Source organism: Rahnella woolbedingensis (assembly GCF_003602095.1).
GTDB classification, from domain to species: domain Bacteria; phylum Pseudomonadota; class Gammaproteobacteria; order Enterobacterales; family Enterobacteriaceae; genus Rahnella; species Rahnella woolbedingensis.
Genome location: NZ_RAHH01000014.1, coordinates 89,558 through 104,290, shown reverse-complemented (window position 1 = coordinate 104,290; position 14,733 = coordinate 89,558). Strand labels below are relative to the sequence as shown.

Sequence of the window (14,733 nt, the reverse complement as noted above, 5' to 3'; positions counted from 1 at the left end):
GAATTATTCTCCGCGAACCAGGGTAAAGAAATCGACGCGGCTGGAAGCCACTTCACGGGCGCGTTGCTGACGGCGTTCCTGTTGCAATGCGGCCAGCGGCGCGATCACGCGTTTATGCAGCAGCTCATTCATGCCCTGCATTTGCAGCAAGGCGTCGATGACTGCGCAAAGTTCGGCGTGGGGTTTATTGCGTCCGCTGACGTAGCTGTAGCCGTAAACGCCGCCATCTAACTGAATGACGGCGCGGGTGACGGTCATATCGCCCATCACAAAGCGTTTTCCGGTGCCGCCCATCCGTCCCTGAAGCTGGGTCAGACCGGTTTCGGCAGCGCGGATGCGCTCAAACTGCGGAGATAAATTCAGCGGTTGCCAGTGGGCGAGCAGTTCATCGGGACGGCTGTGCGCCAGCACCGACATCCAGCGCTGGCGGGTTTGCAGGTGATCCATTCAGTGCTCCATGGTCAGTTCGATCATGTCGGCGCGCGTCAGGCTGACGGAATATTCCGCCACCGAATCGCTGCCTTCACAAATGTTCAGGGTGCGGACACACAGCAACGGTGCCTGCGGGACGATTTCGAGTAATTTGCTCTCTTTTGCCAGCGCGCGGCGGGCATTGATACGGGTCGTGCGGCGGCTGAGTTTTTGCTTAATTTCTTGGCGGATAAAATCGTGCAGCGAGCCGTTATGGAAGTTTTGCAATGCAGGCCACCAGTCGAGATCAGGTAAATAGTGATCAATCACGCAGACCGGCACGCCGTTTACGCGGCGCAACGTGCGCAGATGGATCACTGTGTCGCCTTCCTGACGTGACAGCGCCGCCGCAACGTGATCGGTCGCCGGACGCAGCACTGCCAGCAAACGTTCGCTGGTCGGGTGACTGCCCTGATCCAGCAGGTTCTGGCTGAAGCGTGCCTGTGAATGCAGCGGGTAATCGTAAGGACGCATCAGCACCAGCGTGCCAACCCCCTGACGACGCTGAAGCCAGCCGCGATCCACCAGCTCATCCACCGCACGACGCAGCGTATGGCGGTTCACCTGAAAACGTTCAGCAAGTTGTTGTTCTGGTGGCAGATAGTCGCCGCAGCGATAACCGCTACGCAGTTCCTGTTCCAGTTCAGCTGCGATTTGCTGATACACCGTGGTGTGACTGGTCGGATGTCTAGATAAGTTCATCACAATGAATACCTCGCACGGGATAAACGGGCAGTGGCAGGAGAAATTTTAAAGCGGTCTGAAAGGGTCATGATGCAAACCTCAGTGTGGCGTTGGCATCATCTTGGGCGTGCTAAGTGACAATTGGGTGAAGGTCTGGTTGCAGGAAAATGAAGAGTTGGAAGACGTCTCGCAGGAATGAAAGAGGGTGATTTACGGGACGAACAGTACAAATTACACTCTGGTTGTCGGATCGGTTTTTAAACATTATTTACATAAGGACTGTGTATGTCAGAAGCACTTGATCGTGAATTCAATGAGTTACCTGTTACAGTATTGCCTGAAACCCCAGCGGAAAAATGGAAGCGGGAAAACCAAAAAGGAATTGAGGCGATAAATAAATACGCCGAAGAACACGGCTCGTTTTCAGATTATCAGCGTGCATTTTGATGGATCAATATGCTGTTTATGAAAACAAAGGTGGCGGGAAGGCTGCTTATCCATTTTTGCTGAATATTCATCATTCGTCTGCCAGTGGGTTCGGTAATACGGTGATGGTTCCGTTGGTGCCATTGGCCAGACTAATGGACTCTCCGCCCAAAAAGCTTTGCCCTTTGCTAAAGATTGAGCATCAGCAGTATGTGGTGATGACTCATATGCTAGGTGGCGTTAAGTCACGAGAGATTGGCGATCAGGTCAGGCAGCTCGATGGTGAAATCTATGAAGTGAAAAATGCGTTTGATTTTTTACTGAATGGAATCTGAAAGAAGTGAGGGGAGCGAGTTCCCCTCTGAAGAGTCGCGGCTAAGCGCTTAGCGCAAATAATGGATAACCTGATTACCGCTGCCGCGCCAGATAAGCGACGGGTCTTTCAGCTCCTGCACGAATTTTCCGTCGACCAGCACGTTGATCAATGCAGCCACTTCCTGCTGTTCCGCGCTCAGTTCACCGAGCGTGTAACCGGTCCACATCCAAACGTCTTTGCCCGGACATTCCGCCTGCACGCGCAGCAACAGCTGACGCACGGCGGAAAGATTCTGCGGATGCAGCGGGTCGCCGCCGGAAAGCGTTAAGCCCTGACGCGGGATCACCGTGTTTTGCAGATCGGCGATAATGTGGTCTTCGTCTTCCTGCGTAAACGGTTTGCCGGAATCCAGCCGCCAGGTGCTTTTGTTATAGCACCCGCGGCATTCATGGACGCAGCCGGAAACGAACAGCACACACCGTGTTCCCGGCCCGTTGACCACATCTATCGGGTAATACTGATGGAAATTCACAGCATTATCCCAGCTGACCGTTACCCAGATGTTTGATCCGGCGTTTCACTTCTTCCTGCTTACCGGCGTTAAACGGACGGGCATCGGGGCTTCCAAGATAACCGCACACGCGGCGGGTGACTGACACGCGGGAAGGTTCGTGATTGCCGCATTTCGGGCAGGTGAAACCTTTACTGGTACACTCGAATTCACCGGTATAGCCGCAGTCATAGCACTCGTCGATTGGCGTATTGGTGCCGTAATACGGCACGCGGGTGTAGCTGTAATCCCACACATCTTCCAGCGCTTTCAGGTTGTGCTGCAGGTTCGGGTATTCGCCGTAACAGATGAAACCGCCGTTGCTTAGTGGCGGATACGGCGCTTCGAAGTCGACTTTTTCGTAAGGATTCACTTTCTTCTCGACGTCGAGATGGAAGCTGTTGGTGTAATAACCTTTATCGGTGACACCCGTCACCAGACCGAATTCGGCTTTATCCAGACGGCAGAAGCGGTCGCACAGGTTTTCGCTCGGCGTGCTGTACAGACTGAATCCGTAGCCAGTTTCGTCTTTCCAGCTTTCGGTTGCCGCTTTCAGACGGGCAACAATCGCCTCGGCTTTTTCGCGTAACTGGCTGGCGTCGAACACGTGAGTCTGGTCGCCGAACAGCGCGTTAATGGTTTCATGCACGCCGATGTAACCGAGTGAAATCGATGCACGGCCATTTTTGAAGATGCCTGAAATGTCGTCGTCGGCTTTCAGGCGCACACCGCACGCCCCTTCCATATACAAGATTGGCGCCACACGGGCTTTGATGCCTTCCAGACGCGCGATGCGGGTCATCAGCGCTTTCTTCGCCAGCAGCAGGCGTTCGTCGAGCAGCTTCCAGAATGCGTCTTCGTCGCGGTTTGCTTCCAGCGCGATACGCGGCAGGTTCAGGCTGATCACGCCGATATTATTGCGGCCTTCGTGGATCATCTCGCCGTTTTCTTCGTACACGCCCAGGAAGCTGCGACAGCCCATTGGCGTTTTGAACGACCCTGTGACTTTCACCACCTGATCGTAATTAAGAATATCCGGGTACATGCGCTTGCTGGCGCATTCCAGAGCCAGTTGCTTGATGTCGTAGTTGGCATCGCCGGCCTTGTGATTCAGCCCGTCGCGGATAGCAAACACCAGTTTCGGGAACACGGCAGTTTTGCGGTTTTTACCCAGACCGGCAATGCGGTTACGCAGAATGGATTGCTGGATCAGGCGCGATTCCCAGGATGTGCCGAGGCCAAAACCGAAGGTGACGAATGGCGTCTGGCCGTTGGCGGTATGCAGCGTGTTGACTTCATATTCCAGCGACTGGAAGGCGTCATAACACTCTTTCTCGGTACGGTTGTGGGCGAAGGCTTCGGCATCAGCAATCTGCCATTCTTCGGCGGTCTGGCGATGTTTGTTGAAGCTGGCGGTGACGAACGGTGCCAGCACTTCATCAATACGGTTAATGGTGGTGCCGCCGTAAATATGGCTGGCGACCTGCGCGATAATCTGTGCGGTCACGGCTGTTGCAGTGGAAATAGACTTTGGTGTGTCAATTTCCGCATTGCCCATTTTGAAACCGTGATTGAGCATGCCTTTAAGGTCGATCAGCATACAGTTGAACATCGGGAAAAACGGAGAGTAATCGAGGTCGTGATAATGAATTTCGCCACGCTCATGCGCCAGTACCACGTCACGCGGTAAAATATGCTGTTTGGCGTAATGCTTGGCGACAATACCCGCCAGCAAATCACGCTGCGTCGGGATCACTTTACTGTCTTTGTTGGCATTCTCGTTGAGCAGCGCCATATTGCTTTGTTCAACCAGACCACGGATTTCCTGATTCAGGCGACCGCGCATTTCGCGTTTCACATCGCGGTCGTGGCGGTATTCGATATAGGCACGTGCCAGCTTTTTATGCGGGCCCGCCATCAGCTGATTTTCGACCGCATCCTGAATATCATGGATATCAACACGAGCCTGATCTTGCAGACTTTCAGCCACCACGCGCGCAACCTGCGCGCAATAATCCACGCTGTCGATCCCGGCGGCAGCGGCTGCGCGTTGTACGGCTTGTTTAATCAGAACTTCATCGAAAGGGACCTGACAACCATCCCGCTTGATTACGACGGGCTGCATTTTTGTGGATTTTGCGGATATGGTTTCCAGTCTGTCTGCCTTCACAATGAAACTCCTTTTGGGCGGATCCCGCGCCCCACAAGGCTTGCAGGCCGGTTGTGTGGGATTTGCGTTAAACCGCTATATATTGGGTTGGGTGTGTACTATACACACTAGATGTAGGATTGGTGCGAGCGTTAATTCTCACTTTATTGACCTGAAACAAAGATTTTTTTCAGCGGAAGAATAGATGACCAAATGTAAATTCTGGCCTGAATTTTGCGTGTTGTTTTATAAGGAGATGCATAAAAAATAAACGGGCCAGACACGAATGTGACTGACCCGTCAGAACCGAAATTTCAGATTATTCGGTGAGTTGCCAGCGGCACTCGTACGGACGAAGGATGCCGGAAGTGACGGGTGTGCCGTAATTGCTCAGCAGCGTCTTGCCGGAGCACTCCGTCAAAGCGAGCGCCTGTTCCTGTGCGCTCAGGTTCGCCACCACACGCAGGGTTTTGCCGCCTGCCGTGCGTGTATAGCACCACAGTTGCGGGTGCTCTGGCAGCAGGTCCTGATAATCACCGTCAGTCAGCACCGGCAGCGTTTTGCGCAGACGGATCAGTTGCTGATAGAGATAAAACACCGAGTTTTTATCCGCCAGCGCCTGTTCCGTATTAATTTCCTGCGCGTTGTGGCTGACGGAAATCCATGGCGTGCCGGTGGTAAATCCGGCCTGTTTCCCGGCGTTCCACTGCATCGGCGTGCGGCTGTTATCGCGTGATTTCTTCGCCAGAATGCGCAGCAGTTCTTCGTTGCTGCGCCCGTCAGATTTCAGTTCGGCAAACATATTCAGGCTTTCCACATCGCGGTATTGCTCGAGGTGTTTAAAGCCCGGATTGGTCATGCCGATTTCCTCGCCCTGATAGATATACGGCGTGCCCTGTAAACCGTGCAGCACCATCGCCAGCATTTTAGCTGACGTTGTGCGCAGTGCGCCTTCATCGCCAAAGCGCGACACAATGCGCGGCTGATCGTGATTACACCAGAACAGCGCGTTCCAGGCATGGCCGTGCATTCCCTGCTGCCAGTCGCGGAAAATCTGCTTGAGTTGCACGAAATCCGGCGGCGCGTCTGTCCATTTTTCGCCGTTCGGATAATCGACTTTCAGGTGATGGAAGTTAAACGTCATCGACAGTTCGCTGCCATCATTGGCGGCGTAGCGGCGGCAATGTTCCAGTTTAGTTGAAGACATTTCGCCGACCGTCATCAGCCCGAGCGGTTTAAACACATCGCGGCTGAATTCCTGTAAAAACTCGTGAATGCGCGGGCCGTCAGTGTAAAAACGGCGGCCATCACCGGCGTTGTCGAAAGGGAAATCCTGCTGTTTTGATACCAGATTGATCACGTCCAGCCGCAGTCCGTCGACGCCTTTATCTGCCCAGAACTGACAGACTTTTTTCAGCGCTTCCCGCACCGGCGGGTATTCCCAGTTGAGATCGGCCTGTTCGGTCGCGAACAGATGCAGATAGTACTGGCCGCTGGTTTCATGCCATTGCCAGGCGCCCCCACCGAATTTAGAACGCCAGTTATTCGGCGGGCCGCCTTCCGTTGCGCTGTCGCGCCAGATATAAAACGGGCGGAACGGACTGCCCGGATCCTGCGACTGGCGGAACCATTCATGGTGCGTCGAGGTGTGGTTAAACACCATATCCATCACGATGCGGATCCCGCGCTGATGGGCCTCGGCGGTCAGCCGCTCGAAGTCTTCGAGCGTGCCGTAAGCCGGATCAATCGCGCAGTAATCCGCCACGTCGTAGCCGTTATCAATCTGCGGCGACAGGTACATCGGCGTCAGCCACAGGGCATCGACGCCCAGCGTTTTCAGGTAATCCAGACGCTGCGTAATCCCGTTGATATCACCGGTGCCGCTGCCCGTAGTGTCCTGAAAACTCTTTGGATAAATCTGGTAAATCACGCCGTTTTTCCACCACGGCAATTCGCTGTTCATTCCATTTTCCTTCTTGAATGTCTTACACCACAGCCAGTTCACCACGGCGGGCTTTGCGCTGGTAAACCAGCACGGTCAGAGTAATCGGCACCACAATCGCCACCAGCATCGCCAGCGCGTAGATGCTCCAGAACTGCGGTTTGATGGACAAAATACCCGGCAATCCGCCGACGCCGATGCCATTCGCCGTGACGTGGAACAGGCCGCAAATCAGACCGGCAAACGCCGAGCCGATCATCGCGCACAGCATCGGGAAGCGGTATTTCAGGTTGATCCCGTACATCGCCGGTTCGGTCACGCCGAGGAAGGCGGAAATCGCCGCAGGCACGGAAATCTCACGCTCGTTGTGTTTACGGCTGACGATAATCACGCCGACGACTGCGGCGGCCTGAGCAATGTTAGACAGGGCAATCAGCGGCCAGACCGGGGTTCCGCCGGTGCTTTGTACCATCTGCATATCGATGGCGAGCGTCGTCTGATGCACGCCGGTGATGACCAGCGGTGCGTAGAGGAAACCAAACAGCGCGGCACCGATCGGCGCGAGGCTGCCGGTCATCACGAATTTCACCGCGAAGGCCACGCCGTCGCCAATCATGCGGCCAAACGGCCCGATCAGCGTGTGCGCCAGGAACACCGCAATAATCAGTGACGTAACGGGGACAATCACCAGATACAGGTAATTAGGGATGATGCGTTTCAGGCCATTTTCTATCATCGCCAGCGCCATACCGGCGAGAACGGAAGGAATAACCTGCGCCTGATAACCGACTTTTTCGATAGTGAACCAGCCAAAATTCCACACCTCAGGGATTTGCTGCCCGAGGTTGTAGGAGTTCATCAGCTGCGGAGAAACCAGGGTGATACCGAGCACGATCCCGAGGATTTCGGTGCCGCCCATTTTTTTGACCGTTGACCAGCACACCGCCACCGGCAGGAACATAAACACCGCTTCGCCGAGCAGCCACAGGAAGTCGTAAATGGATTGCCACAGCGGATGCATTTGCGCCAGCGTCTGGCCGTCACTCATCGGGATCTCCCCGATGACGTTACGGAAACCGAGGATCAAACCGCCGCTAATCAGCGCCGGTAACAGCGGGAAGAAGATTTCCGCGAAGTGGGAAATACTGCGCTCAAACCAGCTCATGTTCTGGCGGGCGGCGACTTTGGCCTGCTCTTTCCCGGCAGCGCTTTTACCGGTGCTGGCGATCAGGACTTTGTAGTAATCATCCACTTCCGGGCCGATAACCACCTGAAACTGTCCGGCGTTGGTGAAACAGCCTTTGACCATCGGCAGGGCTTCGAGCCCTTTCGGATCGGCTTTGGACGGGTCATTGAGGACAAAACGAAGACGCGTAATGCAGTGAGTCACCATCGCGATATTGTCGCTGCCGCCGACGAGGGCGATCAGCTGATCAACATCCTGTTGCTTAACTTTGCTCATAGGGAATGGCCTGTGATTTTTGCGTAAGTGTGTAGGGTACGGTTCAAGCATAGCGAAGGCGGTGGGAACTTGTCCGGGAACGTTCCCGGTTTTGCCGGGACGATCACAAAGTTTCTGCTTTTCGCAAAAGCAGAGGGCAGAAAGCAGGGGAGATCAGGCGGAGAGTTTTCCCGGAATAATGCGTTGTTGCAGGGGCGCCGAATCGTTGAGCTGTGCCAGCAACTGCTTAGCCGCGGCCTCACCGCCTTCGCCGTAGCCGAGTTCAACCGACAGAGACTCCGGGAAAAGGAAGCGTAACAGCGGGTTGTTACCGATACCGCAGACCTGTACACCGGTAATTTGCTGCTGTTGCAGGTGTTTTTGTGCACCAATAGCAATCGTATCGGAGGCGCAAATCACCGCCTGTACGTTGCTTTTCAGCAATTGCGGGATCAGCTCGAAACCGCTCTGATAAGTGAGTTCGCCCAGCGCCATGTGCGGCGTCAGGCCATGTTCCTGACAGAATGTCTGATAGGCTTCGCTGCGCCGCTGACCGGTGGTGGTGTCCTGCGCAGAGACGCCGATAAAGCCGATTTCACGCAGGTTCTGCGCAAGCACCTTTTGCATCAGCAGCTGTACTGCGCCTGCATCGTCATAACATACCGACGACAGCCCCGGTATATCGCGCGCCAGCATCACCAGTTTGTCCTGCCACGGCGTCAGCATCTGCGCCGACAAACCGGTAAAACCAAACAACACCACGCCGTCGATATTGCGCTGTTTCAGCACCTGCAAATGCTCTTTGACACGCTCGGCGCTGAACTGGCTTTCCAGCACAATCGGGTCATAACCCTGCTGATAAAACAGCGGCAGCATGGCGCGGACAGCCTGATTCTCCGACGGAGAGTCGAGACGCGAAACGATGATCGCCACGATTTTATCGCTGAATCCGCGCATCGCCCGCGCTGATTTCGACGGGCTGAAATGTTGCTGCTCAATCACCTGCAACACGCGTTCGCGGGTTTGCGGGCTGACATTGCCTTCGTTATTTAAAACGCGGGAAACCGTGGATTTTCCGACGCCGCTCAGGCGCGCAATGTCATTTATGGTCAGGCGATTTTGCATAGTTATTTTGTATGGTTAAGTTTGATCAGGTTTAAGTTCGGTTGCAGTAAACAGGTCTATAATTCGCGAAAAATACGCCCGAGGCGTACTTAACAGCTCTACCCTAACGGATTTTTATACCCGATGCGTATGAATTTCCAGACCGTTCCTTACCGGAGGTGAAAACCCATGGAACCTGACCCCAATTCTGTAGGTCCGTTGTGATCCGGTAAGCATCCGCTTTTTGCTGCTGCTTACCGTGACGTTAAAAGTTATCAGGTAAGCGGTGGTGCGCGTTTCTTCGTTCGCCCCTGTTTTGTTACAACCCTTTTGCCCGTCTGCGGCCGTTTTGCCGTGGGCGCAATAAGGTGCGAATGATGTTCAAAAATTTCACTTCCCGGCTGCTCACTGCGCTCAGCCGCAACTTACCGCGCCGTTTAGTTCGTCGCGATCCGATGCTCGAAAATGTGCCAGGCCGCGCCGCGCAGGCTGTTCCTGCGGCGATGGCCGCGCATTGTCAGGCGTGTGCCCGTGCGACAGAAGACCAGCTGTACCTGCAATTTGCCAGCCATCCTGAAGGGCTGACGGCGCAGGAAGCCGACGCTATCCGCGAGGTTTCCGGCCTCAATCAGACCGGCGACCAGCAACCTGCGCCGTGGTGGCTGCATCTGTGGCACTGTTACCGTAATCCGTTCAACCTGCTGCTGACCGTGCTCGGTCTGGTGTCTTACGCGACCGATGACCTCACGGCGGCGCTGGTCATCGGCGCGATGGTGTTTATTTCCACTTTCATGCACTTCATTCAGGAAGCGCGCTCCAACAAAGCCGCCGATGCGCTGAAAGCGATGGTCAGCAACACCGCCACCGTGCTGCGCAGTGACGCGCAAAACGGGCGCAGCGAAACGGCGGAGGTAGCGATCAGCCAACTGGTGCCGGGTGATCTGATCAAGCTTTCGGCGGGGGATATGATCCCGGCAGATTTGCGTATTCTCTCCGCCAAGGATTTGTTTATCAGCCAGGCGGCGCTGACCGGTGAATCCCTGCCGGTAGAAAAGCATGCCTGGGAGAAAAAACCGATTGCGGCTGATCCGCTCGAACTGAACACCCTGTGCTTTATGGGCACCAACGTGGTCAGCGGCACCGCCATCGCGATGGTGATCGCCACCGGCAGCAAAACCTGGTTCGGTCAGTTGGCTGAACGCGTGGTGCAGGAAGATACCCAACCGAATGCGTTCCAGGCCGGGATCAGCAAAGTCAGCTGGCTGCTGATCCGTTTTATGATGGTGATGACGCCGGTGGTGCTGGTGATCAACGGCTATACCAAAGGCGACTGGTGGGAAGCGGCGCTGTTTGCGCTCTCCGTGGCCGTGGGCCTGACGCCTGAAATGCTGCCGATGATTGTCACCTCGACGCTGGCGAAAGGCGCAGTCAAACTTTCCCGCCAGAAAGTGATCGTCAAACGTCTGGACGCTATCCAGAACTTCGGCGCGATGGACATTCTCTGCACCGATAAAACCGGCACGCTGACGCAGGATAAAATCGTGCTCGAGCGCCACACCGACGTACTGGGTGTGACCAGTGATGACGTGCTGCATCTGGCGTGGCTGAACAGCCACTATCAGACCGGCCTGAAAAACCTGCTGGATGTTGCCGTGCTGGAAGCGGGCGATGCCAGTGGGGCGCATAACTCGCTGAAAGTGGATGAAATTCCGTTTGATTTCGACCGCCGCCGTATGTCCGTGGTTGTGGCAGAAAACGACCAGAACCACCGTCTGATTTGCAAAGGCGCGCTGGAAGAAATGCTGTCGATTTGTACGCTGGTACAGCTCAACGGTGAGATTGTACCGCTGACCGATGTGCTGCTCGGGCGCATCCGCCGCATTACCGACGACCTGAACCAGCAAGGGCTGCGCGTGGTGGCCGTGGCGCATAAAGTGATGCCGTCGCGTACCCAGGGTTACGGCGTGACCGATGAATCCAGCCTGATCCTGGCCGGATATATCGCGTTCCTCGATCCGCCAAAAGAGAGCACCGCACCGGCGCTGGAAGCACTGCAACGTAAAGGCGTCACCGTGAAAATCCTCACCGGTGATAATCCGCTGGTGGCGCGTAAAGTCTGCAAAGATGTCGGATTACGCGCAGAAACGGTGCTGATCGGCAGCGATATCGATGTACTGGACGATTTACAGCTGCTGCATGTCGCCCGCGAAACCACGGTGTTTGCCAAACTGACGCCGATGCATAAAGAACGCATCGTGCGCGTGTTGCGAGGCGAAGGGCATGTGGTCGGTTTCATGGGTGACGGCATTAATGATGCACCGGCGCTGCGTGCGGCAGATATCGGCATTTCTGTGGATTCCGCGGTGGATATCGCCAAAGAAGCGGCTGACATTATTCTGCTGGAAAAAAGCCTGATGGTGCTGGAGCAGGGCGTGACGGAAGGGCGCAGAACTTTCGCCAACATGCTGAAATACATCAAAATGACCGCCAGCTCCAACTTCGGTAACGTGTTCAGCGTGCTGGTGGCCAGCGCCTTCCTGCCGTTCCTGCCGATGTTGCCGCTGCATCTGCTGATCCAGAATCTGATTTACGATGTGTCTCAGGTGGCGATCCCGTTTGATAACGTCGATGAAGAACAGCTGGCAAAACCACAGCGCTGGAACGCCGGTGATATCGGCCGCTTTATGGTGTTCTTCGGGCCGATCAGTTCTGTGTTTGACATTCTGACCTTCAGCCTGATGTGGTGGGTGTTTAAAGCCAATACCGTTGAAGCACAGACGCTGTTCCAATCCGGCTGGTTCATCGAAGGGCTGCTGTCGCAGACGCTGATTGTGCATATGATCCGCACCCGTAAAGTGCCGTTTATTCAGAGCCGCGCCTCCTGGCCGCTGTGCATCATGACGCTGATGGTGGTGGTCACCGGTATCGCCCTGATTTATTCGCCGGTTGCCGGATTCCTGCAATTGCAGGCGCTGCCGCTGAGCTATTTCCCGTGGCTGATCGCGATTCTGGCGGGCTATATGGTGCTGACTCAGTGCGTGAAAGGCTGGTTCGTTCGTCGTTACGGCTGGCAGTAACCGGGGCGCATTAATCATAAAGGCGGTGATTGTTAACTCAGTCACCGCCTTTTTGATATCCAGCAGCTATAGTTATTCCTTTAGATTCAGCGGGCTAAGATGGCGCGCTTTTTTTACTCTCATTTTAACTCTGAGGAATTTCACCGATGTTATTGCCTTTGTGCCGTACCCTCCTGGCTTCATCCCTGCTGCTTTGTCTTTCCGCTTATGCTGCTCCGGCCGGTAATTTGCCGCTGATGCCGTGGCCGCAGCAGGTGGATGTCACGTCGCCCGCCGGTAAACTTGTTCTCAATGATGCGTTGCAGATTCAGGTCAAAGGCGATGCGCTGATACCTGAAGTTAACCGCTGGCGCGAACGTCTGGCACAGCAAACCGGCTGGTATCTGTTGCCGCAAAACAGCGAAACGGTCAGCGGTAAGGCCACCATCACCCTTAATATCCAGAAGAAAGTTAATGCGCAGCCGATGCCGGACAGCGACGAAAGTTACCAGCTGGACGTTACGGCGTACGGCGCTACACTGACCGCCAATACCCGTTTCGGCGCGATGCGCGGGATGGAAACGCTGTTGCAGCTGGTGCAGAACGACGGCGAAAATACCTTTATTCCGCTGGTCAGCATTCACGATCAGCCACGCTTTGCCTGGCGCGGCGTGCTGCTCGACTCCGCCCGTCATTTCCTGCCGGTGACCGATATCAAACGCCAGCTCGATGGCATGGCAGCGGCGAAACTCAACGTGCTTCACTGGCATCTGAGCGACGATCAGGGCTGGCGCTTCGAATCGCAAAAATATCCAAAATTGCAGGAACTGGCCAGCGACGGGCAGTTTTATACCGTCGCGCAAATGAAAGAGGTGGTGGCGTATGCCACGGAGCGCGGGATCCGCGTGGTGCCGGAAATCGATATGCCGGGTCATGCTTCGGCAATCGCGGTCGCGTATCCCGAACTGCTCAGCGCGCCGGGCCCGTACAAAATGGAACGATCCTGGGGCGTGCACGAACCGACGCTCGATCCGACCAATGAAAAAGTGTATGCCTTTGCTGATGCTATCGTCGGCGAACTGACGCAGATCTTCCCCGATGCGTATCTGCATATCGGCGGTGACGAAGTGGACGCTACGCAGTGGAAAACCTCGCCACCGATCCAGGCATTTATGAAAGAGAAGGGCATCGCGGATATCCATGCCTTGCAGGCGTATTTCAACACCCGTTTGCAAACTATCCTGCACAAGCATCAGCGCAAAATGGTCGGCTGGGACGAGATATTCCACCCGGATCTGCCGCATGACATTGTGATCCAGTCGTGGCAGGGGCCGGATTCTCTCGGTGCCAGCGCGCAGAAGGGCTATCAGGGCATTCTTTCCACCGGTTTCTATCTCGATCAGCCGCACAGCGCGGCCTATCACTACCGTAACGAAATTCTGCCGCAGCCTCCGGGTGTAGATCAGAATGTGGCCGAAGGCGAAAAAGCCCAGAGCTGGTCATTCAAAATGCCGCGCCTGAAAGGCAAACCCGTCGACGGCAGCTTTACGCTGATTGAGGGCAAAGACGGCTGGCGCGGATTTATCGATTTCACCGGCAAAACGCGCCGCGCGGTGCGCGATATTGTCTGGCACAACGACGGGGGTGTGAGTTTTGCAGTCGATACCTGGATGGGCGATACGCGACCGGTGCTGAGCCTGAAAGACGGTAAAACTGACGGCTATTTCATTATCGGCAATGCGCGCTATCCGGTCACCGGCAGCAAGCTGAGTGCGGTACCGGACGGTCTGCCGCCGGTCGTGCCGGATGCCGAAGGCATGAAAAACATTCTCGGTGGCGAAGCGGCGCTGTGGCAGGAAAATATTACGTCGCAGATTTTGGATCTGAAACTGTGGCCGCGCGGCTTTGTGGTGGCGGAGCGGTTGTGGTCAGCGCAGGACGTGAAAGACACCGGCAATATGTATCAGCGGCTGGCGAAAATCGATGCCTGGTCGGTGGTCTCTGTCGGGCTGCAACAGCATGTGGAAACGGCGCGGCTGATGACGCGACTGGCCAACAGCACCGATATTGCGTCGCTGCTCAGCTTCTCGACGGCGCTCGAACCGGCGCAGTATTACACCCGCCAGCACATTAAATTCCAGGCCGGGCATTACACACAGTCCGAGCCGCTGAACCGTCTGGCCGACGCACTACCGGCAGAAAGCAATGCCGTGCGTAAGTTTGCTGCGCAGATGAATACGCTGGTGCAGGATCCGAAAAATGCGCAGGCGGCGCAATCCGTGCGCGAGCATCTGGAAAGCTGGCAGCGCAGTGCGGAGCAGGTGAAACCGGTACTGGCGCACAATTACGTGCTGAAACCGTTGCAGCCGGTGGCGGAGCAGTTAGGTGATTTGTCGTCACTTGGGCTGGCGTGGCTGGAGAAACTGCAAAAAGGCGAAACCCTGACTGCGCAGGAACGCCAGCTGGCGCAGGCTAAACTCGACGATGCGGCAAAAGTGCAGGATGAACTGGTGATCGCGGTGGTGTATCCGCTGGAACAATTACTGGCCGGTCTTAAAGCCACGCAGTAATGCAGAGGGAAAACACCGGGCGGC

The 14,733-nt window shown here is 55.5% G+C and carries 11 protein-coding genes; 4 read left to right on the top strand and 7 right to left on the bottom strand.

Annotated elements, in window-relative coordinates:
- Positions 1 to 3: 3 nt before the first annotated feature.
- Together phnG and phnF are read right to left on the bottom strand one after the other, a co-directional pair.
- Positions 4 to 447, bottom strand: a complete 444-nt coding sequence (gene phnG / locus D6C13_RS13495) for a phosphonate C-P lyase system protein PhnG (protein WP_120133248.1) — start codon at positions 445 to 447, stop codon at positions 4 to 6.
- On the bottom strand, positions 448 to 1,173 hold the full coding sequence (gene phnF, locus D6C13_RS13490) for a phosphonate metabolism transcriptional regulator PhnF (RefSeq protein WP_120133247.1): 726 nt from the start codon (positions 1,171 to 1,173) through the stop codon (positions 448 to 450). It abuts the gene before it with no gap.
- A 267-nt stretch (positions 1,174 to 1,440) separates the two neighbouring features.
- Here phnF and D6C13_RS13485 point away from each other — a divergent pair, with 267 nt between their 5' ends.
- Together D6C13_RS13485 and D6C13_RS13480 are read left to right on the top strand one after the other, a co-directional pair.
- A complete protein-coding gene (locus D6C13_RS13485; RefSeq protein WP_120133246.1) occupies positions 1,441 to 1,602 on the top strand; it encodes a type II toxin-antitoxin system CcdA family antitoxin in 162 nt (53 codons plus the stop codon).
- Entirely contained in the window at positions 1,602 to 1,916 is a 315-nt protein-coding gene (locus D6C13_RS13480; RefSeq protein WP_120133245.1) for a CcdB family protein, read from the top strand. The genes D6C13_RS13485 and D6C13_RS13480 overlap by 1 nt, the downstream gene beginning before the upstream one ends.
- Positions 1,917 to 1,964: 48 nt before the next feature.
- On the opposite strand, the gene nrdG is transcribed toward D6C13_RS13480, so the two are convergent.
- The 5 genes from nrdG to treR all read right to left on the bottom strand — a co-directional run bounded on the left by nrdG (position 1,965) and on the right by treR (position 9,104).
- On the bottom strand, positions 1,965 to 2,429 hold the full coding sequence (gene nrdG, locus D6C13_RS13475; RefSeq protein WP_120133244.1) for an anaerobic ribonucleoside-triphosphate reductase-activating protein: 465 nt from the start codon (positions 2,427 to 2,429) through the stop codon (positions 1,965 to 1,967).
- A gap of 4 nt (positions 2,430 to 2,433) precedes the next feature.
- The gene (gene nrdD, locus D6C13_RS13470; RefSeq protein WP_120133288.1) at positions 2,434 to 4,572 is read right to left on the bottom strand and encodes an anaerobic ribonucleoside-triphosphate reductase; all 2,139 of its coding nucleotides are present in this window, start codon (positions 4,570 to 4,572) and stop codon (positions 2,434 to 2,436) included.
- Between the two features lie 343 nt (positions 4,573 to 4,915).
- Positions 4,916 to 6,559 carry an alpha,alpha-phosphotrehalase gene (gene treC, locus D6C13_RS13465; RefSeq protein WP_120133243.1) on the bottom strand — a complete coding sequence of 548 codons (1,644 nt, stop codon included), beginning with the start codon at positions 6,557 to 6,559 and terminating at the stop codon, positions 4,916 to 4,918.
- Between the two features lie 22 nt (positions 6,560 to 6,581).
- Complete coding sequence (gene treB / locus D6C13_RS13460) at positions 6,582 to 8,000, bottom strand: PTS trehalose transporter subunit IIBC (protein ID WP_120133242.1); 1,419 nt, start codon at positions 7,998 to 8,000, stop codon at positions 6,582 to 6,584.
- Between the two features lie 153 nt (positions 8,001 to 8,153).
- Positions 8,154 to 9,104, bottom strand: coding sequence for a trehalose operon repressor TreR (gene treR / locus D6C13_RS13455; RefSeq protein ID WP_167458028.1), 951 nt, complete (start codon positions 9,102 to 9,104; stop codon positions 8,154 to 8,156).
- 353 nt (positions 9,105 to 9,457) lie between these two features.
- Here treR and mgtA point away from each other — a divergent pair, with 353 nt between their 5' ends.
- Both mgtA and D6C13_RS13445 read left to right on the top strand, forming a co-directional pair.
- The gene (mgtA, locus tag D6C13_RS13450; protein ID WP_120133240.1) at positions 9,458 to 12,160 is read left to right on the top strand and encodes a magnesium-translocating P-type ATPase; all 2,703 of its coding nucleotides are present in this window, start codon (positions 9,458 to 9,460) and stop codon (positions 12,158 to 12,160) included.
- A gap of 146 nt (positions 12,161 to 12,306) precedes the next feature.
- On the top strand, positions 12,307 to 14,709 hold the full coding sequence (locus D6C13_RS13445) for a beta-N-acetylhexosaminidase (RefSeq protein ID WP_120133239.1): 2,403 nt from the start codon (positions 12,307 to 12,309) through the stop codon (positions 14,707 to 14,709).
- Positions 14,710 to 14,733 lie beyond the last annotated feature (24 nt).

Bases quoted from the DNA above. Each gene is read 5' to 3' on its own strand.
- treR (WP_167458028.1), bottom strand. From the start codon at position 9,104: ATGCAAAATCGCCTGACCATAAATGACATTGCGCGCCTGAGCGGCGTC.
- phnG (WP_120133248.1), bottom strand. From the start codon at position 447: ATGGATCACCTGCAAACCCGCCAGCGCTGGATGTCGGTGCTGGCGCAC.
- D6C13_RS13445 (WP_120133239.1), top strand. From the start codon at position 12,307: ATGTTATTGCCTTTGTGCCGTACCCTCCTGGCTTCATCCCTGCTGCTT.
- D6C13_RS13485 (WP_120133246.1), top strand. From the start codon at position 1,441: ATGTCAGAAGCACTTGATCGTGAATTCAATGAGTTACCTGTTACAGTA.
- nrdD (WP_120133288.1), bottom strand. From the start codon at position 4,572: ATGCAGCCCGTCGTAATCAAGCGGGATGGTTGTCAGGTCCCTTTCGAT.
- treB (WP_120133242.1), bottom strand. From the start codon at position 8,000: ATGAGCAAAGTTAAGCAACAGGATGTTGATCAGCTGATCGCCCTCGTC.
- D6C13_RS13480 (WP_120133245.1), top strand. From the start codon at position 1,602: ATGGATCAATATGCTGTTTATGAAAACAAAGGTGGCGGGAAGGCTGCT.
- phnF (WP_120133247.1), bottom strand. From the start codon at position 1,173: ATGAACTTATCTAGACATCCGACCAGTCACACCACGGTGTATCAGCAA.
- mgtA (WP_120133240.1), top strand. From the start codon at position 9,458: ATGATGTTCAAAAATTTCACTTCCCGGCTGCTCACTGCGCTCAGCCGC.
- treC (WP_120133243.1), bottom strand. From the start codon at position 6,559: ATGAACAGCGAATTGCCGTGGTGGAAAAACGGCGTGATTTACCAGATT.